This window comes from Micromonospora sp. HK10, from assembly GCF_000982955.1.
Taxonomy (GTDB): domain Bacteria; phylum Actinomycetota; class Actinomycetes; order Mycobacteriales; family Micromonosporaceae; genus Micromonospora.
Genome location: NZ_KQ058887.1, coordinates 1 through 20,368 on the forward strand (window position 1 = coordinate 1; position 20,368 = coordinate 20,368).

Here is a 20,368-nt window from a genome sequence, read left to right on the forward strand (position 1 = left end):
CCGGACGGCCACCGACCAGCGCCGGGTCGGCCGGCGACCAGCGCCGGGCGAGCCGGCCGGCGACCAGCGCGAGCAGCGCGGCCGTCGCGGCGAGCGCGGCCTGGTACGCCTCCTGGTGCACCGGCGGCAGGGCGCGCAGCAGGCTCAGCGCGCCGAGCGCCACCGCCCCGGCCAGCCAGACCCGGCCCACCGCGCGGATCGCCGGGGAACGCGGCAGCAGCGCCAGCGCCAGCGTGGGCGCCCCCACCAGCAGCATGGTGACCAGCGCGACCACCGGCCAGACCGGCACCGGCCGGTCCAGGCCGCTGACCAGGGCGAGCTGGTCGACCACCCAGCCGACGAACTGCCCGGACACCGCGACGAGCACCGCCCAGACGCCGGTGACCACGGTGGCGACCACCGCCCAGCCGCTGCTGGTCGGCGGGGCGGGCGAGGGGGGAGCGGGAGGATCGGCCTGCATGGTGAGCACAGTACGAGCCCACCCGCAGTGGCCGACCCGAGAAACGGCAACGGCGGCCGCCGGTGCTGAACCGTGCCGCCGTGCCCGGCCGGCGCGGGCGGGCGGCGGGTGCGCACCACCCGGGCCGAGGTGGGCGGCCGGCGGGGGCGTGTCGCCCGAACGCCGCTCCGGTTACGGTGGACGGGTGCGCGACCCCAACGTGTCCCGATCCGAGGCCGGTCAGCTCTCCGCCCAGCGCCGCTCCGATGACCTACGCAAGCTTCGCGGCGAGCGATTCGACGTGCTGGTCATCGGGGGCGGGGTGACCGGCGCCGGCGCCGCGCTGGACGCCGCTTCCCGCGGCCTGAAGGTGGCCCTGGTCGAGGCCCGGGACTACGCCGCCGGCACCTCCAGCCGGTCCAGCAAACTCATCCACGGAGGCCTGCGCTACCTGGAGCAACTCGAGTTCCACCTGGTGCACGAGGCGCTGACCGAGCGCGGCCTGCTCGCCACCCGGCTCGCCCCGCACCTGGTCCGCCCGGTGCCGATCCTGGTCCCGCTGCCGGCCGAGGGCGGGCTGCGTGACCTGCCCCGCCGGCTGCTCCGCCGGTCCTACTACGGCGCCGGGGTGGCCGCCTACGACGCCTTCGCCGGGATCTTCGGCGGCGGGCGCGGCATGCCGCTGCACCGGCACCTGACCCGGGAGGGCGCCCACCGGGTCTTCCCCAGCCTGCGCCCCGACCGGCTGGCCGGCGCGATCCGCTACTACGACGGGCAGGTCGACGACGCCCGCCTCGTGGTCACCCTGGCCCGGACCGCGGCCAGCCTCGGCGCCACCGTGGTGACCAGCGCCCGGGCGGTCGGGTTGATCCGGCAGGCCCGCGAGGTCACCGGGGTCCGGGTGCGCGACCTGGAGGCGCCGGCGGGTTCGCCGGACGCCGAGTTCGAGGTACGCGCCCGCACCGTGATCGCGGCGACGGGCGTGTGGACCGACGACATGTCCCGGATGCTCAACGACGTCGGGCTGCGCCCCGGCTTCCGGGTCCGGGCGTCGAAGGGCGTGCACCTGGTGGTGCCCCGCTCGGCGATCACCGGCGAGGCCGGGCTGATCCTGCGCACCGCCAGCAGCGTGCTCTTCGTCATCCCGTGGGGCGGCCACTGGATCATCGGCACCACCGACACCGACTGGCGGCTGGACCGGTCCCACCCGGCGGCCACCGCCAAGGACATCGACTACCTGCTGGAGCAGGTCAACACGGTGCTGGACCGGCCGCTCAGCACCGACGACATCGAGGGCGTCTACGCCGGGCTGCGCCCGCTGCTGGCCGGCGAGGCCGACTCCACCTCCAAGCTCTCCCGCGAGCACGCGGTGATCGAGCCGATGCTCGGGCTGCTGCTGGTGGCCGGCGGCAAGTACACGACGTACCGGGTGATGGCCTCGGACGTGGTGGACCGGGCGGTGCACCGGCTCGGCTGGACCCGGCCGTCGCGCACCGCCGACCTGCCGCTGCTCGGCGCCGACGGGTACGCGGCGATGTGGCGGGACCGGGCCGACCTGGCCCGCCGGCACGGTGTGCCGGTCGGGGTGGTGGAGCACCTGCTGGAGCGGTACGGCACCCTCACCCGCGACCTGCTCGCCCTGATCGACACCGATCCGCTGCTCGGCTCCCCGCTCGCCGGCGCACCCGAATACCTGGCCGCCGAGGTGACGTACGCGGCCCGCGCCGAGGGGGCGCTGCACCTGGAGGACGTGCTGATCCGGCGTACCCGGATCTCCATCGAGACCAGCCACCGCGGCCTGGAGTCGGCCGAGCACGCCGCCGAGCTGATGGGTGCGGTGCTGGGCTGGGACGCGGCGACCCGGGCCCGCGAGGTCGCCCACTACCGGGCCCGGGTGGAGGCCGAGCGGCAGTCGCAGGCGATGCCGGACGACGTGGCCGCCGACGCGGCCCGGCTGGGCGCCCCGGATGTCCGCGGCTTCGCCGCCGATCGGGGCGGCGACGGCGACACCGCGGAGGTACCGTCGTCCTCCGCAAGGTGACTGGTCGGTAACGTACGGCAGAGGGTTACGACCCCTACCTACGGAAGTGTAGGTTTCCGTGCGTGGTTCGCCCCTCCTGTCCGCGCGCCGTCCCGATGACCGCCGGCGTCCTGCTGGCATTGGCCCTGACCGGCTGCTCGCTGTTCGGTCGTGCCGAGGGCAGCACCACCCCCGACCAGCCGGGCGGGTCGCCCTCGGCGGCGACCGGCCGGCCGGTCTCCCTGGTGCAGAAGCTGGGGCCGGACGGCTCGCCCCGCACCCTCGAGGTGGACCCGGGCGGGCGGTGGCAGTGCCGGGACTGCGCGGGCGACGGGGTCGACTCGACCGGCCAGCTCACCCCCGAGCAGACCCACCGCCTGCAGCGGATGCTCGACGACCCGGCGCTGACCCGGGAGACCGACGAGGTCCGGCGGTACAAGCAGGGCTGCGTCGGCGCGCTGACCTCCACCCTGCTGATCCCGCCCGGTCTGACGATCACCACGCAGGACTGCCCGGGTGAGGAGCGGCCCCCGGTGGCCTACCAGATCCTGCTCCTGCTCACCCAGGCCACGCCGGCCGAGGACAAGGAGAAGGGCTGACGGTCAGCACACCTTGCCGGGGTTGAACAGCCCCGCCGGGTCCAGCGCGGCCCGGATCGCCTGGTGCACCCGGACCCCGACCGGGCCGATCTCCCGGGCCAGCCAGTCCCGCTTGAGCAGGCCGACCCCGTGCTCGCCGGTGCAGGTGCCACCGAGTTCCAGCCCCAGCCGCATGATCTCGTCGAAGGCCCGCCGGCCGCGCGCCACGCTCGCCGGGTCGGCCCGGTCGACCACGATGTTCGGGTGCATGTTGCCGTCCCCGGCGTGCCCCACCACGCCGATCGGCACGGCGCACTCCTCGGCGATCCGGGCCACCCCGTCCAGCAGCGCCGCGAGCGCGCCGCGGGGCACCGCCACGTCGTCGATGACCAGCCCACCGTTGCCACCGGGGAAGGCGTCCGCGGCGAACCTCTCCATCGCCGGGTGGGCCAGTCGGCGGGCCTGGAGCAGGGCGGCCGCCTCGGCCGCGTCGGTGGCCGCGTAGACCTCGTCGGCGCCGGCCGCCGCGCACACCTCGGCGAGCCGGGCCAGGTCGTCGGCCGCCCGCGAACCGGTGTCGACGGCGGCCAGCAGCAGCGCCTGCGCGTCGGTGCGCAACCCCATCGGCCGGTACGCCTCGATGGCCCGCAGGTGGGTGCGGTCCAGCAGTTCCAGCAGGCTGGGGGTGAGTCCCCGCTCGGCGATCCCGGCCACCGCGGTGCCGGCCGCCGCCGTGGTGGGAAAGACGGCGACCAGGGTCAGCGCCTCCTCGGGCGCCGGCCGCAGCGCCAGCGTGACCTCGGTGATCACCCCGAGGGTGCCCTCGGAGCCGACGAAGAGCCGGGTCAGGTCGTACCCGGCGACGCCCTTGGCGGTACGCCGGCCGGTGCGCAGCACCTCCCCGGAGGCGAGCACCACCTCCAGGCCGAGCACGTACTCGGTGGTGACGCCGTACTTCACGCAACACATGCCGCCCGCGTTGGTGGCCACGTTGCCGCCGATGGTGGAGGACTCCCAGGAGCCCGGATCCGGCGGGTACCACAGGTCGTGCTTGCGGACCGCGCCGGCCAGCGCCGCGTTGACCACACCGGGTTGCACCACGGCGATCCGGCTCACCGGGTCGATCTCCAGGATCCGGTCCATCGCCACGGTGCTGAGCAGCACGGCGCCGTCGACCGCGTTCGCCGCACCGGCCAACCCGGTCCGCGCCCCCTGCGGCACCAGCGGTACGCCGTGCCGGCCGGCCGCCCGGACCACCGCGGCGACCTCCCCGGTGCTCCCGGGGCGCACCACGGCCAGCGGCATGCCGGCGTCGCAGAGGTCCGCCTCGTCCCGCTGATGGGTGCGGAGCAGGTCGGGGTCGGTGAGCACCGCGGCGTCACCGAGCGCGGCGCGCAGCTCGTCGAGGAGGGGATGGGCGGCCATGCCGGAAGGCTAGGCCGACCCGACGTGATCATCAACCGGGCGTACCGTTGCTGGTCGTGCTCTACCTGGACCGCCCCTCGGTGCCCTGGCGGGGCCGGCTCTGGTCACATCTGATCAGCGACGTGTCCTACGCCGAGCTGCACGCCTTCGCCGAGGCGCTGGGCGCGCCCCGACGCGCCTTCGACCGCGACCACTACGACCTGCCCGCCGACCGTTTCCCGGTGGCCGTCTGGCTCGGCGCCCGGGTGGTTGCGCCCCGCGAGATCGTCCGCCTGCTGCGCGGCGCCAACCTCCGCCGCCCCAAACACCTCACCGCCCCCCACCCTCGCTCGCACCATCAAAGGATTGTGGTTCCCGGGGATGGGGTCACTCGCGGCCTTTCCGCCGGCAGCACAAGTCCAGGATCGGCGACGGGCGGCGAGCAGGGACGACGGCGAGGCGTCACGGATGGGGGAGGGCGGCCAGCTCGCGGGTGAGGTTGGCGCGGGCGGGGGCCTCCCAGCGGGCGTGCAGGGCCCGCAGGCGGTAGAGCGCGGGCAGGGCGAGCAGGTGGGCGAGAACCCGGCCGCGACCGGCGCGGAAGGCGGGCTCGGGGACGTGGGCGTACTCGCGGCGGACGGCGGCGGCGTACCGGTCGTAGCGGTCCGGCGGCGCGGCCAGGATCGCCAGGTCGGCGTCGCAGAGCAGGGCGCCGTCCGGGTCGTCGGCGGCGACCACGTGCCCGGCGGTCAGCAGCACCAGCCGGCGTACCTCGGCCACCGCCGGGGCCGGTAGCCCGGCACCGGCGAGCAGCTCGCCGGCCAGTTCGGCGCTGGCCCGCTCGTTGGCGTCGCCGCCGGCCCGGGGGTCGTAGACGGCGTCGTGGCACCACGCCGCGAGCCGCACCAGCTCGGGGCGGCGGGCCGATCCGGCGTACCCGTCGACGACGGCCAACACGGCCCGTAGGTGGGGCAGGGCGTGGTAGTGCCGGTGCGGCTCCCGCCAGCCGGCCAGCAGCCGGGACCCCGCCCGTGCCACGCCCGCCGCGTCCGTCGCCCCGGCCGCGTACGCCGCCGCCTCCCAGCGGTCGATCAGCTCGTCCACCCGGTGCAGTCTGCCGCACCGCCGCCCGGGCAGGATTCAGTCCTGGCCGGGTGGGTAGTCCCGCCCATGGCCGGGGACCGACGATCGCCGTTTCTGCGGCGTGCGCCGCTGCGCGAAGGACTGGTCGACGTGGACGGGCCCCGGGTCGCCGAGGCGATGGAGCAGCTGCGGGAACGGAGCCGGGCCACCCTGCACGACCGGCTGCACCGGGTGCGGATGGCCGCCGGCCTGGCCGTGCAGGCGGGCCTCGCGGCCGGCCTGGCCTACCTGATCTCGCACCGGCTGCTGCACAACCCGCAGCCGGTGTTCGCGCCGATCTCCGCGGTCGGCACCCTCGCGGCCTCCGTCGGGCAGCGGTTCCGCCGGACCGTGGAGCTGATCGTCGGGGTGGCGGTCGGGGTGGCCGTGGGTGACCTGCTGATCTACTTCCTGGGCACCGGCGCCTGGCAGCTGGCGCTGGTGGTGACGGCGGCGATCCTGCTGACCATCTTCGCCGGGGCCAGCGTGGCCATCGTGATCCAGGCGGCGGCCACCGCGGTGCTGATCGTCACGCTCAGCCCGTCCACCCAGAACCTGGAGATACCCCGCTTCGTCGACGCCTTCCTCGGCGGCGGCATCGCGCTGGTGGTCACCGCGATCCTGCTGCCACTCAACCCGCTCCGGGTGATCAACCGGGCCGCCCGACCGGCGTTGGACCTGCTCGCGACGCAACTCGACAGCTGCGCCGAGGCGCTGCGAAGCCGGGACCGGCGGGCCGCCCAGCAGGCGCTGCAGCGGTTGCGGGAGAACAAGGAGGAGCTGGCGGCGCTCGGCGAGGCGATCGAGGGCGCCAAGGAGACCATCACCCTCTCCCCGGCCCGCTGGCACCGGCGCAACGAGCTGACCCACTACGCGGAGGCGGCCGACCCGATCGACCGGGCGATGCGCAACAGCGGCACCCTGATCCGCCGCTCGATCACCATCATCGAGGACGAGGAGGCGATCCCCGAGCCGATGACCGACGCCATCGCCCACCTGGCCGAGTCGGTCCGCCTGCTGCGGCACGAGTTCGCCGTCGGCGAGGAGCCCGAACAGGCCCGGGAGCGCTCGCTGCGCGGGGTCAGCGAGGCCGGCCGGGCGTACGCCGAGGGGGTGGGGTTCTCCGGCAGCGTAGTGATCGCCCAGGTGCGCACCACGGCCAGTGACCTGCTGGTGGCCTCCGGCATCGACCAGGAGGAGGCGAACCGGCTGGTCCGGCAGGCGTTCGGCGACAAGGAGCAGCGCAGCGGCGAGACCACCGAGCAGAGCCCCGCCCCCAAACCCCCCACCGCCCCTCCGGTCGGCTGACCCGACCTTTCGCGTTGATCAAGGAGTTTGCGTCAGTGTCGATCTCACCGGAGACGCAAACTCCTTGATCAACGGCGGGGGCGGGGCCGGTGGGGGCCGGTAAGGGCGGTGGGGGCGGTGGGGCGGGTTAGGGGAGGGTGGTCAGGGCGGTGAGGAGGGCGTCGACGTGGGCGCGGGTGGTGCCGAGGCCGAGACTGGCGCGCAGCGCGGTGGGCGGCAGGTCGGTCCGGCCGGCGCGGGCGGCCGCCTCGGTCAGCAGCCGGCGGGCCAGCGGGTGGGCGCAGAACAGGCCGTCGCGTACCCCGATCCGGTGCACGCTCGCCAGGTGGGCGGCCACCTCGGCGGAGTCCCGGCCGGCGACCACGAAGCTGACGATGCCCACCCGGGGCGCGTCCGGCGCGAAGGTGCGCAGCTCCAGCACGTGTGGCAGGGCGGCGATGCCGTCCCGCAGCCGGGCCAGCAGGGCCTGCTCCCGGGCGTGCAGCGCGTCCCGGTCCGCCCCGGCGAGCGCGGCGCAGACCGCCGCGAGGGCCACCGCGCCGAGCAGGTTGGGGGTGCCCGCCTCGTGCCGGGCCGGCCCGGTGGCCCAGCGCACCTCGTGGGTGCCCGCGCCGACGTGGCTGGTGGCCCCGCCCCCGGCCAGGTACGGCGGGGCCGCGTCCAGCCAGTCGCCCCGGCCGACGAGCACGCCCGCCCCGAACGGGGCGTACAGCTTGTGCCCGGAGAGCGCCAGGTAGTCCACGTCCAACGCGGCCAGGTCGACCGGGGCGTGCGGGGCGAGCTGGGCGGCGTCCACCAGGATCCGGGCGCCGTGCCGCCGGGCCACCCGGGCCAGCTCGGCCACCGGCCAGCGCTCCCCGGTCACGTTGCTCGCGCCGGTCACCGCGACCAGCACCGGCAGGCCCGGCCGGGCGTCCCGGGACAGCTCGCCGAGGGCCGCGTCGAGGGCGCGTACCGCCCCGCCGGGGCTCTCCGGCACCGGCAGCCGTACCGAGCCGCGCGGCCAGGGCAGCAGGTTGGCGTGGTGCTCGCCGGCGAAGGTGACCACGGTGGTGCCGGCGGGCAGCGCCCGGGCCAGCAGGTTGATCGCGTCGGTGGTGTTCCGGGTGAAGATCACGTGATCGCCGGGGCGGGCGCCGAGGAAGTCGCCGATCGTCTGCCGGGCCCGCTCGTAGGCCAGCGTGCAGCGCCGGGACAGCGCCCCGGCGCCCCGGTGCACGCTGGCGTACCAGGGCAGCAGCTCGGCCACCGCGTCGGCCGCGGCCCGCGCGCAGGGTGCGCTGGCCGCGTGGTCCAGGTTGATCTCCCCCGGTACGCCGAGCACGCCGAGCGGGTCGGGCCGGGCCGGCGGCGGCAGGGTGGGCAGCGAGGGTACGAGGGTGACGGTCATCGGCCGAACCTCCCGGGTCCAGGGGACCCCGGGGGATGGCACCGGGACGGGGTCCGCGCTTGCCCAGCACGCCGTTCGGGCTGGGCCCGGTCATCACCCGGGGCACCCCACCGCGAACTCGACGAGGGTTGCCGGCCAGCAAGCCGGGGCTTGACGCTGGCGCTCGTGACCTGCCCGGCAGCATAGCGGCCGCGATGCGGCCGGACCAGAGGGGCCCGGGGAACTACGCTGACGGCATGCCCGACACCCCGCCCGGCGGAGCCCTTCCGCCGCCGCCGACCGTGCCCGCCGCCCCTCCGCCCGGGTCGGCGACCCCCCGGATGCCGCTGCGCCGGGTGGGCTGGCGGCGGTTCCTGGCGCTCGCCGGGGTGGTGCTGCTGATCGCCGCGGGCGCCGTGTTCATGGTCTTCACCCTGGGCGAGAGCCTGGGCGCCGAGGCCCTGCTGGTCGGGGTGATCGCGGCCATCCTGCCGGTGCCGGTGCTGGTCTCCTGCTTCCTCTGGCTGGACCGCTACGAGCCGGAGCCGCTGAAGTACCTGATCTTCTGCTTCGCCTGGGGCGCGTTCGTCTCGACCGCGATCTCGCTGCTGGTCAACGAGACCGGCGCGAAGCTGTTCCAGGACTGGGGGCTGCCCAGCGCGCTGACCGCCGTGCTGGTGGCCCCGTTCATCGAGGAGTTGACGAAGGCGGCCGGGCCGATCCTGCTGCTGGTCTTCCGGCGGCGCGAGTTCTCCGGGATCACCGACGGTCTGGTCTACTGCGGGCTCTCCGCGGTCGGCTTCGCCATGGTGGAGAACATCCTCTACCTGGGCGGCTACGGCTACCGCACCGGCGTCGAGGAGTACGGGCCGGCCACCGGGGCGCAGCAGGTCATCGCCATCTTCATCGTCCGGATCCTGCTCTTCGGCTTCGCCCACCCGCTGTTCACCTCGATGACCGGCGTGGGGCTGGGCGTCGCCGCCCGCAGCGCCGACCGGCGGGTCCGGCTGCTCGCCCCGATCGCCGGCCTGCTGCTGGCGATGATGCTGCACGGCACCTGGAACCTGCTGCCCTCGCTGGCCGTGGCCACCGGGCAGCCAGTGATCGTCCTGTACGGCTACATCGGCGTGATGGTGCCGATCTTCTTCGGCATGGTCGCCCTGGCCGTCTGGCTGCGGGCCTGGGAGGGGCGGCTCACCGAGCGGACCCTGCCGGACTACGTCCGGACCGGCTGGCTCACCCCGCCCGAGGTGGCCGCCCTGGGCAGCCTCGGCCGGCGGCACGCGGCCCGGACCTGGGCCCGGCGGGTGGCCGGCGACGGCGGGGTGAAGGCGATGCGCGGATACCAGTTCGCCGCCACCCGGCTGGCGCTGCTGCGCGACGGGATGCGCCGGGGGCTGGACCGCAAGCCCGCCGAACGGGACCGGACAGCGCGGGAGGAGCGGGAGCTGCTGGACGCCATCGGGGCGTACCGGTCGTTCTTCGTGGGCCGCGACCCGCAGGCGCCGCTGGGGGTGTGGGACGGGCACCGCTACCACCTGCGCTTCCCGGACGGGTCGCAGCGGGCGGTCGAGGCGCCGGACGAGCCGGTGGTGCCGATCCCGGTGGTGCTGGCCCCGCCGCCGCCACCGGCCGGCTGGTACGGCCCGCGCCCCGCCGCGCCCTGGTCCCCGGGCGGCTGACCGTCCGGCCCGCGCCCGGGGCCGGGGTCAGCTCATCAGGCCGGTGAGGAAGTCGCCGAAGCCCTGGAAGATGGCCACCAGGGCGGCCCCGATCCCCTTGAACAGCTGGGCGGCGCCGTCCGGCCGGAACGCCATGAAGTAGATCAGGAACGCGACGAATCCCCAGCTCAGTATCTTCTTCACGACTACCGGCATGGTCCCCTCCCCAGGGCGCTGAGGTGCCTGGGCTTCCCGCCGGGCGGCGGAGCAAACGGCACCCCGGGGCGGGGGCTAGAGGTAGAGGCCGGTCGAGCCGGTCGTCTCCCGCTCCACCCGCTCGGCGGCGACGGCGTGCACGTCCCGTTCGCGCAGCAGCACGTACGCCCGGCCGTGCAGTTCGACCTCGGAGCGGTCGTCGGGGTCGAAGAGCACCCGGTCGCCGGCGACGATGGTCCGTACGTGCGGGCCCACCCCCACGGCGGTGGCCCAGGCCAGCCGCTTGCCCACCGCCGCGGTCGCCGGGATCACGATGCCGGCGCTGGAGCGGCGCTCCCCCTCACCGTTCTCGGTGCGCACCAGCACGCGGTCGTGCAGCAGGCGGATCGGCAGGCCGGAGTCGAGAGTCTGGTCGGCGGTCACGCGAAGACGCTACCGCGTACGCCGTGGCCGGTCGTGCGGTGGTTGAGGAGACCGGCGCGGGGGCAATGTGTGGCGCAGTCGCCCTAGGGTGGGGCGGAGGGACGTATCCTGTCCCCCCTGTGACGTGGGCGGGGCAAGTTTGCGGGAGGTGCGCTTGAGCCGCTTCGAGGCGATGCGCGGACGGCTGCGCCGGGCTTACGAGTCCGGCCGGGAGTCGGTGCGGGCCAACCGGACCGACCCGGACGGCACGCCGGGGGAGTCGGCGGAGTCCGGGCTGGCCTCGCCCGCCGCGCCGGGCCCGGTGGCGCCCGCCGGTGCGACCGTGGTCGGTGCGGAGCCGCCCGGCGTCCTGCCTGCCTCGACGGCCAGCCGGGACGACACCGAGGTGCCGCACGCGCTGCGGATCGCCGCGGCCTGGTGCTGGCGGCTCATCGTGATCGGCATCGTCACCTGGGCGCTGCTGACGATCATCGGCACCATCCGCATCGTGATCATCCCGCTGGCGGTGGCCCTGCTCCTGTCTGCGCTGCTCGCCCCGGCGGTCGGCTGGCTGCTCCGGGCCCGCTTCCCCCGGTCGCTGGCCACCGGCGTGGTGCTGGTCGGCGGCCTGGCCGCGGTGGTCGGCACGCTGACCCTGGTGGTGAACGAGTTCATCCAGGGCGTGCCGGAGTTGAGCGACAAGACCTCGGAGGGCGTCCGGCAGATCCAGGACTGGCTCAAGACCGGCCCGCTGCACCTCTCCGACGGCCAGCTCAACAACTACATCGACGAGGCGCAGAAGTGGGTGGACGAGAACACCAAGACGTTCACCACCGGCGCGCTGAACACCGCGGCCACCCTCGCCGAGGTGCTCACCGGCACCATCCTGGTGCTCTTCGCGACCTTCTTCTTCCTCCGTGACGGCAACAAGATCTGGCGCTTCCTGGTCCGGCTGCTGCCGGTGGCGGCCCGCTGGAAGGTCGACGACGCAGGCCGGTCCGCCTGGGCCACCCTCGGCGCGTACGTCCGGGCCACCGTGCTGGTCGCCTTCATCGACGCCGTCGGCATCGGCATCTTCCTGGTCGTCTTCGACATCCCGTTCGCGTTCCCGCTGGCCGCGCTGGTCTTCCTGGGGGCGTTCATCCCGATCGTCGGTGCGACCCTCTCCGGGGTGGTGGCCGTGCTGGTGGCGCTGGTCGACAGCGGGCCGGTCACCGCGCTGATCATCCTGGGCGCGGTGATCGGCGTGCAGCAGGTCGAGGGGCACGTGCTCCAGCCGCTGATCATGGGCCGGGCGGTGGCCATCCACCCGCTCGCCGTGATCATCGGGATCGCCGCCGGGGTGGTGCTCGCCGGGATCGCCGGTGCGCTGGTCGCGGTGCCGCTGATCGCCGTGCTGAACACCGCGGTCCGTCGGCTCGCCGCGCGTACCGTGCCGGACACCCCGCCGGACGCCGTGGTGGTGGCCGCCAAGGCACCCTGACCCCGGCATCCCGGCGGGCCAGGGCCGGCCCCGGCAGGTCGGCCCGAGGGGGCCCGGCCGGGGCGGGCCGAGGGCGGAGGCCGCGGGGTGCGGCATGTCGGGCCTTCGGCGGGTGGGGAGGCCGCGGGGTGCGGCATGTCGGGCCTTCGACGTGCCGGCCTCGGTCGGGGCGGGCCGAGGGGGCCCGCCGGGGCGGGCCGAGGGCGGAGGCCGCCGGGTGCGGCGTGTCGGGCCTTCGGCGGGTGGGGAGGCAGCCGGGTGCGGCATTCCGGGCTTTCGGCGCGCCGGAGGGGGCGCGGGGTGCGGCGAACCGGGCCCGGGGCCCGGCCGGTGGCCCCGGTCAGCTCTTGCCGAGGCGTTCCAGCGCGCCCCGGGCCACCTCGGGGCGGGTGGTGTACCAGAACGGGGGCAGCGAGCGGCGCAGGAACGGACCGTAGCCGCGGGCCGTCTCCAGCCGCGAGTCGAGCACCGCCACCACACCCCGGTCGGCGGTGGCCCGGATCAGCCGGCCCACCCCCTGCGCCAGCCGGACCGCCGCGATCGGCACGCTGACCGCCGCGAAGCCGGAGCCGCCGCTCGCGTCCACGGCCGCCGCGCGGGCCGCCGCCAGCGGCTCGTCGGGGCGGGGGAAGGGCAGCCGGTCGATCACCACGAGCTGGCACGCGTCGCCGGGGACGTCCACGCCCTGCCAGAGCGACATCACCCCGAACAGGCAGCTCTCCCGCTCTTCGCGGAACCGGCGGACCAACAGCGGCAGCGCCTCCTCGCCCTGGAGCAGCACCGGCAGGTCGGTGCGGGCCCGCAGCAGCTCCGCCGCCTGCTGGGCGGCCCGGCGTGAGGAGAAGAGCCCGAGGGTACGCCCACCGAGCGCCCCGACCAGCGCGAGCAGTTCCTCGCCGGCGGCCTGCGGCAGCCCGGAGACGCTCGGCCGGGGCAGGTGCGCGGCGACGTACAGGATGCCCTGCCGGGCGTAGTCGAACGGCGAGCCGACGTCCAGCGAGCTCCACCCCGGCCCGTCGGTGGCCGGCACGGTTCCGGTGGCCGCCCGGCTGCCTTCGGCGCTCGCCACCGGCGCGGCGGTGTCCCGGCCGGCCGCGGCGGCGGTGGCCAGCGCGGCGGCCGCCGGGGACGGTGGGGCGGGCGGCGGTGCGTCCAGGCCCAGGGCGCGGGCCACGGTGTCGAAGCGGCCGCCCAGCGCCAGGGTGGCCGAGGTGGCCACCACGGTCCGCTCGTCGTAGAGGTGGGTGGCGAGGGTGCCGGCGACCGACAGCGGCGCCACCACCAGCGCCCGCCGGCTGCCGTTCTCCGGCTTCTCCACCCAGGCCACGTCGTGGTCGGCCTCCTCGAGCAGCCGTTGCGCGGTGCTGGATAGCTCGTCCAGCACCGCCTTGGCCTGCTGCTTGCGCACCGGGTCGGGATCGTCGGCCTTGACGTCGCCGATCGCCTCCAGCGCGGCTCGGGTGGCCGCGTCGAGCAGCGTGCACGCCTCCCGCAGGGCGGGCGGCAGGCCGGCGGTGAGCCGCCCGGCCGGCGCCTCGGCCAGCCCCACGGCGAGCGCGTCGCCGGCCTCGGTGAGCCGCTCGGCCAGCTCGGGGCGGAGCAGCGGGCGGGCCCGGCGGGTGGACCGGTCGATCAGCTCGGGGACCAGCTCGGCCTGGGCGGCCGAGGAGACCCGGTCGGCCAGCTCGTGCGCCTCGTCGACGACGAGCAGCTTGTGCGGCGGCACGATGTGCCGGCCGGCGAGCATGTCGACGGCGAGCAGGCTGTGGTTGGTGACCACGATGTCCGCCTCCCGGGCCCGGGCCCGGGAGGCTTCGGCGAAGCACTCCTGCCCGAACGGGCACCGGGTGGCGCCCACGCATTCCCGGGCCGGCATCGAGACGGTCCGCCACACCTGGTCGTCCACCCCCGGGTCCAGCTCGTCCCGGTCGCCGGTGGCGGTCTTCTCCGCCCAGTCCCGGACCCGCTGGATCTGCTTGCCCAGCCGGCCGGCCTCACCGAGCCACCTGGTGGTGCCGGCGGGGCGGGGCGCGTCGAAGAGGGTGTCCTCCGGCTCGTCCTCCACCGAGCTGTCCAGCCGGGCCAGGCAGAGGTAGTGGTGCCGCCCCTTGAGCACCGCGAAGGTGGGCCGGCGGCGCAGCAGCGGCTCCACCGCGTCCGCCAGCCGGGGCAGGTCGTGGTCGACGAGCTGGGACTGCAGGGCCAGGGTGGCGGTGGAGACCACCACCGGCCCGTCCACGGTCAGCGCCGGGGCGAGGTATGCCAGGGACTTGCCGGTGCCGGTGCCCGCCTGGACCAGCAGGTGCTCGCCGGAGGCGACGCTCCGCTCGATCGCCTCGGCCATCTGCTGCTGGCCCGGCCGGGCCGCCCCGCCGGGCACCGCACCGACCGCCGCGGCCAGCAACTCGGCGCCGCTGGGCCGGTCGCCCCGACGCTTCCTGGGCACGGCGGAACCGGTGGCGGTACGGGTCGGGGTCACCGTGCGACGGTACCCGTCGGGCCCGACAGGGCCCCCGCCGCTGCCCCGCGTGGCGTGGTCACGGTCGGGTCGCGTCCGGTTACCCGACGATCGCGTGGCGTGGCCGGAATCGGTTAGGGTGCCTGTCATGCCGAGCGATGTGGTCCGCGTGATCTACCGCAAGTACGACGGCAGCGCGCACCGCGACTACCCGGCCCGCCGCCTGGCCGAGGACGACCTCGGCGTGTGGCTCGGCGTGCCGGCCGGCACGGAGTCGGTCTACCACGGCCGCCCCTCGGTCGAGCAGATCCCGTTCGTCCTGCTGGTGCCCCGGCACGGCTGGTGGACCGGCATGTTCAACCCGCCGCCCCGGACCAGCGAGGTCTACTGCGACATCACCACCCCGGCCCGCTGGGCCGGCGAGGACACCGTCCACCTGGTCGACCTCGACCTGGACGTGGTGCGCCGCCGGGAGAGCGGCCTGGTCGAGCTGCGCGACGAGGACGAGTTCGCCGAGCACCGCCGGCGCTGGAGCTACCCCGACGACGTGGTGGCCGAGGCCCAGGCGGCGGCCCGCTGGCTGTTCGGCGCGCTCGGCGACGGCAGCGAGCCGTTCGCCACGTCGTACCGCAAATGGCTGGCCGTGGTGGTCTGACCCGGCCTCACCAGGCCTGACCCGGCCTCACCAGGTCTGACCCGGCTCACCCGGTCTGATCCGGCCTCACCAGCGCGGCGGCCACTGCGCGTCCGGCCCGAGCGCGGGCAGGTCGCTCACCTTCTCGGGATTGAGCTGGTTGAACAGGCCGGTGATCCGCCCCTCGTGGATGGCGAACCAGGTGATCATCCGCATCGGCCGGCCGTCGGAGTAGATCAGCTCCGCCTGCCAGCCCAGCCCACCGTCGACCAGCACCGGCCGGGCGGCCAGCGAGTCGCGGAACCGGGCCGCCTGGCCGAACAGGCCGAGGAGGAACCGGCCGGCCAGCTCGGCGCCGACCACCGGCCGGCGGGCGGCCGGGAAGTGCCCGCCGCTGTCGCCGATCACCACCACGTCCGGGGCGAGCACCTCGACCAACCGGTCCAGCTCGCCGGACTCCACCGCGGCGACGAAGGCGGTCAGCACCTTCTGCTGCTCGGCCAGGTCGGCGGTGTGCCGGGGCACGTCCGGGGCGGTGACCGCGCGGCGGCCCCGGGAGGCGAGCTGCCGGGCGGCGGCCGGTGTGGTGCCGAGCACCTCGGCGACGTCGGCGAACGGCACGGCGAAGACGTCGTGCAGCACGAACGCGACCCGCTGCTCCGGGGTCAGCCGTTCCAGCACCACCAGCAGCGCGGTGCCGAGCTGGTCGGCCCGGACCGCCCGCTCGGCCGGGTCGGGCGCGTACCCGTCGGCGGTCGGCAGCTCGCGCACCGTCGGCTCCGGCAGCCACTGGCCGGGGTACGCTTCGCGGCGCACCCGGGCCGAGCGGAGCACGTCCAGGCAGATCCGGGAGCAGGTGGTGGTCAGCCAGCCGCGCAGGTCCCGGATGTCCGCCCGGGCGGCCGGGTCACCCAGCGCGGCGGCACAGCGCAGCCAGGTTTCCTGCACCGCGTCCTCGGCCTCGCTCCGGCTGCCCAGCATCCGCTGCGCGACCGCCAGCAGGTGTGCGCGTTCGGCCTGGAACTCCGCCGCCAGCTCGTCCACCCGGTGCTCCCTCCGTGCGTCGGCAATTCTCCCCGCCTCCCGGGCGCCCCGGCCACCGGGTGCCTGAGAGCTTCGTCTCGGCGGGCCCACCGGGGGCGCCCGCCGCGCCGGGTGTGCTCGGGAGGCGGGCGTGGCGCGGGTGGGTGAGGATCGGGGCATGAGCGGAGTCGACGAGGCGGTGCGGCCCGAGGGCGGGCCGATGCGGGACCTGCTGCGGGTGGGGCCCGGGACGGTGGACCTGGCGGCCGTGGATCCCCGGTCGACGCCGGGCCTGCCGGCCGCGGCCGGGCACGGGAAGGACCGCAAGGCGTGGGCCCGGGCGCAGGTGGCGCTGCTCGGCGCGGAGCTGGGCCGGCAGCAGGAGCTGCTGTACGCCGCCGCGACGGCGTCCACCGGGCCGGGGGCGCCCGCGGGTGCGCCGGCGGCGGCCGGCGCCCACCTGGCCGGCGACCGGCCGCGCCGGGTGCTGCTGGTGCTCCAGGCGATGGACTGCGGCGGCAAGGACGGCACGATCAAGCGGGTGGCCGGCGCGATGAACCCGCTCGGGCTGCACATCCGCTCGTTCGGGCCGCCGACGGAGGAGGAGCGGCGGCACGACTTCCTGTGGCGGATCCGGCGTGCCCTGCCGCCGCCGGGCTACGTGGGGATCTTCAACCGCTCGCACTACGAGGACGTGCTGATCGCCCGGGTCGAAGGGCTGGTCGACGAGCCCACCTGGCGGGCCCGGTACGACCTGATCAACGACTTCGAGCGGGAGCTGACCGACGCTTCGGTCACCCTGGTCAAGGTGATGCTGCACATCTCGTACCCGGAGCAGGGCGAGCGGTTGATGCAGCGGCTCACCGACCCCACGAAGTACTGGAAGTACAACCCGAGCGACCTGGACACCCGGGCCCGGTGGGACGACTACCAGGCCGCGTACGCCGAGGCGCTGGAGCGCTGCGGCACGGACGCGGCGCCCTGGTTCGTGGTGCCGGCGGACCGGAAGTGGTACCGCGACTGGGCGGTGGCGCACCTGCTGCGGGAGACGTTCGACCAGCTGGATCTGGGGTATCCCGCTGCGGATTTCGACGTCGAGGGGGAGCGTGACCGATTGCGGAGCGAGGGCCGGGAAGGCGAAGGTGAACGGCGGGTGAACGAGCGGTGAATCGGGCCTGACCTCGGGTGGGCCGGCGCATGCCCGGTTCCGCGGGGTACCTAGCATGCCCTTCAGCAGGCGCCCGCCGGGGCGACGGCCACCCTTCCACCGACACGACGAGGTCCGTGCTGTGAAGTTTTCCTTCCGTCCCACCGAGGGCGCCTTCTACGAGCTCTTCACCAGGGCCGCGCAGAACCTGGTGCGGGGTACCGAGCTGCTCAACGAGCTGTCGCTGCCGGGCGTCGACGTCCAGTCGGTCAGCGAGCGGTTGACCGAGGTCGAGCACGACAGCGACCAGATCACCCACGACCTGTACAAGAAGATCAACTCCACCTTCATCACGCCGTTCGACCGGGAGGACATCTACCGGCTGGGCTCGCTGCTCGACGACGTGATGGACCACCTGGAGGCGGTCGGCAACCTGCTCTACCTCTACGGCCTCACCAAGCTGCCGTCGCTGCCCCGGGAGATGCACGAACTGGTCAACGTGCTGGATCAGCAGGCCAAGCTGACCGCCGAGGCGATGCCCCAGCTGAAGTCGATGAAGAACCTCGAGCCCTACTGGATCGAGTGCAACCGGCTCGAGAACGACGGCGACCAGGCGTACCGGATGCTGCTGGTCCGGCTCTTCTCCGGCGAGTACGACGCGCTGACCGTGCTGAAGATGAAGGAGGTCGCCGACGAGCTGGAGGCCGCCTGCGACGCCTTCGAGCACGTGGCGAACACGGTCGAGACCATCACGGTCAAGGAGTCCTGATCTCGTGACTCCCGAACTCATCGCCGTACTGGCGGTGATCGTGGCCGCGATGGCGTTCGACTACACGAACGGCTTCCATGACGCGGCCAACGCGATCGCCACCAGCGTCTCCACCCGGGCGCTGACCCCCCGCGTCGCCCTGGCCCTCGCCGCGGTCGGCAACTTCGTCGGCGCCCACTTCGGGGCCGGCGTGGCCAAGACGGTCGGCGACGGCCTGGTCACCCTCCCGAAGGGGATGCCCAGCCTCGGCGTGGTCTTCGCCGGGGTGCTCGGCGCCATCGCCTGGAACCTGATCACCTGGTACTTCGGTCTGCCGTCGTCCTCCTCGCACGCCCTGTTCGGCGGCCTGGTCGGCGCGACCCTGCTCGCCACCGGCGGCGTCGTGCAGTGGGGCACCATCCTCGACAAGGTGCTCATCCCGATGGTGCTCTCGCCGGTGGTCGGCCTGGTCCTGGGCTTCCTGGTGATGCTGGCGATCCTCTGGCTCTTCCGGAAGGGGCAGCCCGGCAAGCTCAACCGCGGCTTCCGCTGGGCGCAGACGGCCTCGGCCGCCGCCATGTCGGTCGGTCACGGTATGCAGGACGCCGCCAAGACCATGGGCATCATCGTGCTGGCGCTCTACACCGGCGGCTACCAGGAGAACAAGACGCACATCCCGCAGTGGGTGTTCTGGACCTCGGCGACCATGTTGGCGCTCGGCACGTACTCCGGCGGCTGGCGGATCATCCGTACCCTGGGCCGGAAGATCATCGACCTGGGCCCGCCGGAGGGCTTCGCCGCCGAGACGGTGGCCAGCGCGGTGCTCTACTTCAACGCCCTGGTGCTAAAGGCCCCGATCTCCACCACCCACACGATCACCTCGGCGATCATGGGCGTGGGCGCCACCAAGCGGCTCTCCGCGGTCCGCTGGAACGTGGCCGGCAACATCGTGATCGCCTGGGTGATCACGTTCCCGGCCGCCGCGACCATCGCCTGCCTGGCGTACCTGCTGGTCCGTCCGCTGTTCTGAGCGCGGCGCGCGGGGCCTCCGGCAGTGGCCGGGGGCCCCGCGTCACGCGTAGGAGACGCCGATCCGGGCCCGGATGTCGTCGAGCAGCGCCATCACCTCGAGGGTGGCCGAGTGCGGCACCAGCGGGCTCTCGATCAGCCCGGCCGCCAGGCAGCGCTGCACCTCGATCGCCTCGTACTGGTAGCCGCCGCCGGTCAGGTCCGCCGCGATGGTCTCCGGCTCGGCGCCGGCCCGGTGCAGCACCGCCGCGGCGGGCCGGTAGAACGGCTCAGGCAGGTCGATCCGGCCGGTCGTACCGGTGATCGCCGCGGTGACCGCGGTGGCGCCGATCATCCCGCAGCTCAGCGTCGCCACCGCCCCGGAATTCCAGCCGAGGACGATGCCGGTGTTCTCGTCCACCAGCTCGGGGCTGATCCGGGCCCAGGCCCGTACGTGCTGGGGCACGCCGAGCAGCAGGTGGGCCAGGCTCAGCGGATAGATCCCGAGGTCGAGCAGGGCGCCGCCACCCAGCGTCCGGGCCCGCATCCGGTGCTCCGGCGGGAACGGGCCGGCCGCGCCGAAGTCCGCCCGGACGTGGGTGACCTCGCCGATGGCGCCGTCCGCGATCAGCTCCAGCACCCGCAGGATCAGCGGGTTGGTCCGCATCCACATGGCCTCCATCAGAAAGAGACCGCGGGCGCGGGCCGTCTCGATCAGCTCGGTGCTGCTGGCCAGGTCCAGCGTGCAGGGCTTCTCCACCAGCACCGCCTTGCCACCGGCCAGGCACGCCATGGTCGCCTCGTGGTGCGCGGCGTGCGGCGTGGCCACGTAGACGACGTCCACCTCCGGGTCCGCGGCCAGTTCCGCCCAGGAGGCGTACGCGCGGGACGCGCCGTGCCGCTGCGCGAAGAGCTCCGCGCTCTCCCGGGTACGCGAGCCGACCGCCACCAGCTCGGCCCCCGGCACGAACCGCAGGTCCTCGGCGAAGCGGCCGGCGATGTATCCGGTGGCCAGGATTCCCCAACGAGTCATGCCGGCACGCTATCCCTTCCTGTTCCGGGGCCGGCAGGGTGATCCGCCCCGCCCCCGCCCCGCCCTCGCCCCCGCCGCCGCACGGCGCGGAGGGCTGACGGCACGAGCTGGTGCACACACAGCGTGAAGATTGCGTAGCGTGACGGCTGCCCTCGCTGCTCTCGCGAAGTCGAGTACCCAGAAGCGGCCAAGCGGACATAAGGCCACGCTCTTCCGGGCCGGGCCGCCCACCTCTCGCCGCCTTTGCTCTGCAGCCACATACGCAGCGCTATACGGAAGGTTGCCGTTGCGGATCTGGCTGCAGAGCAAAGGCGG

Annotated in this window: 18 protein-coding genes, 1 pseudogene and 1 riboswitch; of the genes and pseudogenes, 10 read left to right on the forward strand and 9 right to left on the reverse strand. The window is 74.7% G+C overall.

The window, feature by feature from the left end:
* Positions 1-460 (reverse strand): annotated as a pseudogene (locus LQ51_RS33080) (peptidase S8); the annotation flags it as partial.
* Positions 461-659: 199 nt separating this feature from the next.
* On the opposite strand from LQ51_RS33080, the gene LQ51_RS27525 reads away from it, so the two are divergent.
* Together LQ51_RS27525 and LQ51_RS27530 are read left to right on the forward strand one after the other, a co-directional pair.
* Positions 660-2,480: a glycerol-3-phosphate dehydrogenase/oxidase gene (locus tag LQ51_RS27525; RefSeq protein ID WP_046570763.1), complete on the forward strand. Its 1,821-nt coding sequence runs from the start codon at positions 660-662 to the stop codon at positions 2,478-2,480.
* 62 nt (positions 2,481-2,542) lie between these two features.
* Positions 2,543-3,058, forward strand: a complete 516-nt coding sequence (locus LQ51_RS27530; RefSeq protein ID WP_046570707.1) for a hypothetical protein — start codon at positions 2,543-2,545, stop codon at positions 3,056-3,058.
* A gap of 3 nt (positions 3,059-3,061) precedes the next feature.
* Here LQ51_RS27530 and LQ51_RS27535 read toward each other — a convergent pair whose 3' ends face one another.
* On the reverse strand, positions 3,062-4,462 hold the full coding sequence (locus tag LQ51_RS27535; protein ID WP_046570709.1) for an FAD-binding oxidoreductase: 1,401 nt from the start codon (positions 4,460-4,462) through the stop codon (positions 3,062-3,064).
* Between the two features lie 56 nt (positions 4,463-4,518).
* Here LQ51_RS27535 and LQ51_RS34655 point away from each other — a divergent pair, with 56 nt between their 5' ends.
* Positions 4,519-4,938 carry a DUF4031 domain-containing protein gene (locus LQ51_RS34655; protein WP_082159694.1) on the forward strand — a complete coding sequence of 140 codons (420 nt, stop codon included), beginning with the start codon at positions 4,519-4,521 and terminating at the stop codon, positions 4,936-4,938.
* On the opposite strand, the gene LQ51_RS27545 is transcribed toward LQ51_RS34655, so the two are convergent.
* A complete protein-coding gene (locus LQ51_RS27545) occupies positions 4,904-5,545 on the reverse strand; it encodes an HD domain-containing protein (RefSeq protein ID WP_046570710.1) in 642 nt (213 codons plus the stop codon). The two genes, LQ51_RS34655 and LQ51_RS27545, sit on opposite strands and share 35 nt — an antisense overlap.
* Before the next feature lie 66 nt (positions 5,546-5,611).
* Between LQ51_RS27545 and LQ51_RS27550 the strand changes: the two genes are divergently transcribed.
* Entirely contained in the window at positions 5,612-6,871 is a 1,260-nt protein-coding gene (locus LQ51_RS27550) for an FUSC family protein (RefSeq protein WP_046570711.1), read from the forward strand.
* Between the two features lie 127 nt (positions 6,872-6,998).
* Here the strand turns inward: LQ51_RS27550 and LQ51_RS27555 are convergent, their stop codons facing one another.
* A complete protein-coding gene (locus LQ51_RS27555; RefSeq protein WP_046570712.1) occupies positions 6,999-8,261 on the reverse strand; it encodes an aminotransferase class V-fold PLP-dependent enzyme in 1,263 nt (420 codons plus the stop codon).
* Between the two features lie 50 nt (positions 8,262-8,311).
* Positions 8,312-8,432, reverse strand: a riboswitch (SAM riboswitch).
* 23 nt (positions 8,433-8,455) lie between these two features.
* Between LQ51_RS27555 and LQ51_RS27560 the strand changes: the two genes are divergently transcribed.
* On the forward strand, positions 8,456-9,922 hold the full coding sequence (locus tag LQ51_RS27560; protein ID WP_082159693.1) for a PrsW family intramembrane metalloprotease: 1,467 nt from the start codon (positions 8,456-8,458) through the stop codon (positions 9,920-9,922).
* 27 nt (positions 9,923-9,949) lie between these two features.
* On the opposite strand, the gene LQ51_RS33555 is transcribed toward LQ51_RS27560, so the two are convergent.
* Complete coding sequence (locus LQ51_RS33555) at positions 9,950-10,105, reverse strand: hypothetical protein (protein WP_197087936.1); 156 nt, start codon at positions 10,103-10,105, stop codon at positions 9,950-9,952.
* Positions 10,106-10,192: 87 nt separating this feature from the next.
* Entirely contained in the window at positions 10,193-10,540 is a 348-nt protein-coding gene (locus LQ51_RS27565; protein ID WP_046570716.1) for a GroES family chaperonin, read from the reverse strand.
* A gap of 154 nt (positions 10,541-10,694) precedes the next feature.
* Between LQ51_RS27565 and LQ51_RS27570 the strand changes: the two genes are divergently transcribed.
* The gene (locus LQ51_RS27570) at positions 10,695-12,002 is read left to right on the forward strand and encodes an AI-2E family transporter (RefSeq protein ID WP_231605907.1); all 1,308 of its coding nucleotides are present in this window, start codon (positions 10,695-10,697) and stop codon (positions 12,000-12,002) included.
* A 340-nt stretch (positions 12,003-12,342) separates the two neighbouring features.
* On the opposite strand, the gene LQ51_RS27575 is transcribed toward LQ51_RS27570, so the two are convergent.
* Entirely contained in the window at positions 12,343-14,481 is a 2,139-nt protein-coding gene (locus LQ51_RS27575; RefSeq protein ID WP_046570718.1) for an ATP-dependent DNA helicase, read from the reverse strand.
* Between the two features lie 127 nt (positions 14,482-14,608).
* Between LQ51_RS27575 and LQ51_RS27580 the strand changes: the two genes are divergently transcribed.
* A complete protein-coding gene (locus LQ51_RS27580; protein WP_046570720.1) occupies positions 14,609-15,115 on the forward strand; it encodes a DUF402 domain-containing protein in 507 nt (168 codons plus the stop codon).
* A gap of 66 nt (positions 15,116-15,181) precedes the next feature.
* Here LQ51_RS27580 and sigJ read toward each other — a convergent pair whose 3' ends face one another.
* Positions 15,182-16,138: an RNA polymerase sigma factor SigJ gene (gene sigJ, locus LQ51_RS27585; RefSeq protein WP_046570722.1), complete on the reverse strand. Its 957-nt coding sequence runs from the start codon at positions 16,136-16,138 to the stop codon at positions 15,182-15,184.
* A 157-nt stretch (positions 16,139-16,295) separates the two neighbouring features.
* Here sigJ and LQ51_RS27590 point away from each other — a divergent pair, with 157 nt between their 5' ends.
* From LQ51_RS27590 to LQ51_RS27600, 3 genes are all read left to right on the forward strand, one after another.
* Complete coding sequence (locus tag LQ51_RS27590) at positions 16,296-17,285, forward strand: PPK2 family polyphosphate kinase (RefSeq protein WP_046570724.1); 990 nt, start codon at positions 16,296-16,298, stop codon at positions 17,283-17,285.
* Positions 17,286-17,406: 121 nt separating this feature from the next.
* Entirely contained in the window at positions 17,407-18,033 is a 627-nt protein-coding gene (locus LQ51_RS27595) for a DUF47 domain-containing protein (RefSeq protein ID WP_046570726.1), read from the forward strand.
* 4 nt (positions 18,034-18,037) lie between these two features.
* Entirely contained in the window at positions 18,038-19,042 is a 1,005-nt protein-coding gene (locus LQ51_RS27600) for an inorganic phosphate transporter (protein ID WP_046570728.1), read from the forward strand.
* A 42-nt stretch (positions 19,043-19,084) separates the two neighbouring features.
* On the opposite strand, the gene LQ51_RS27605 is transcribed toward LQ51_RS27600, so the two are convergent.
* Positions 19,085-20,053, reverse strand: coding sequence for a Gfo/Idh/MocA family protein (locus LQ51_RS27605; RefSeq protein WP_046570730.1), 969 nt, complete (start codon positions 20,051-20,053; stop codon positions 19,085-19,087).
* Positions 20,054-20,368 lie beyond the last annotated feature (315 nt).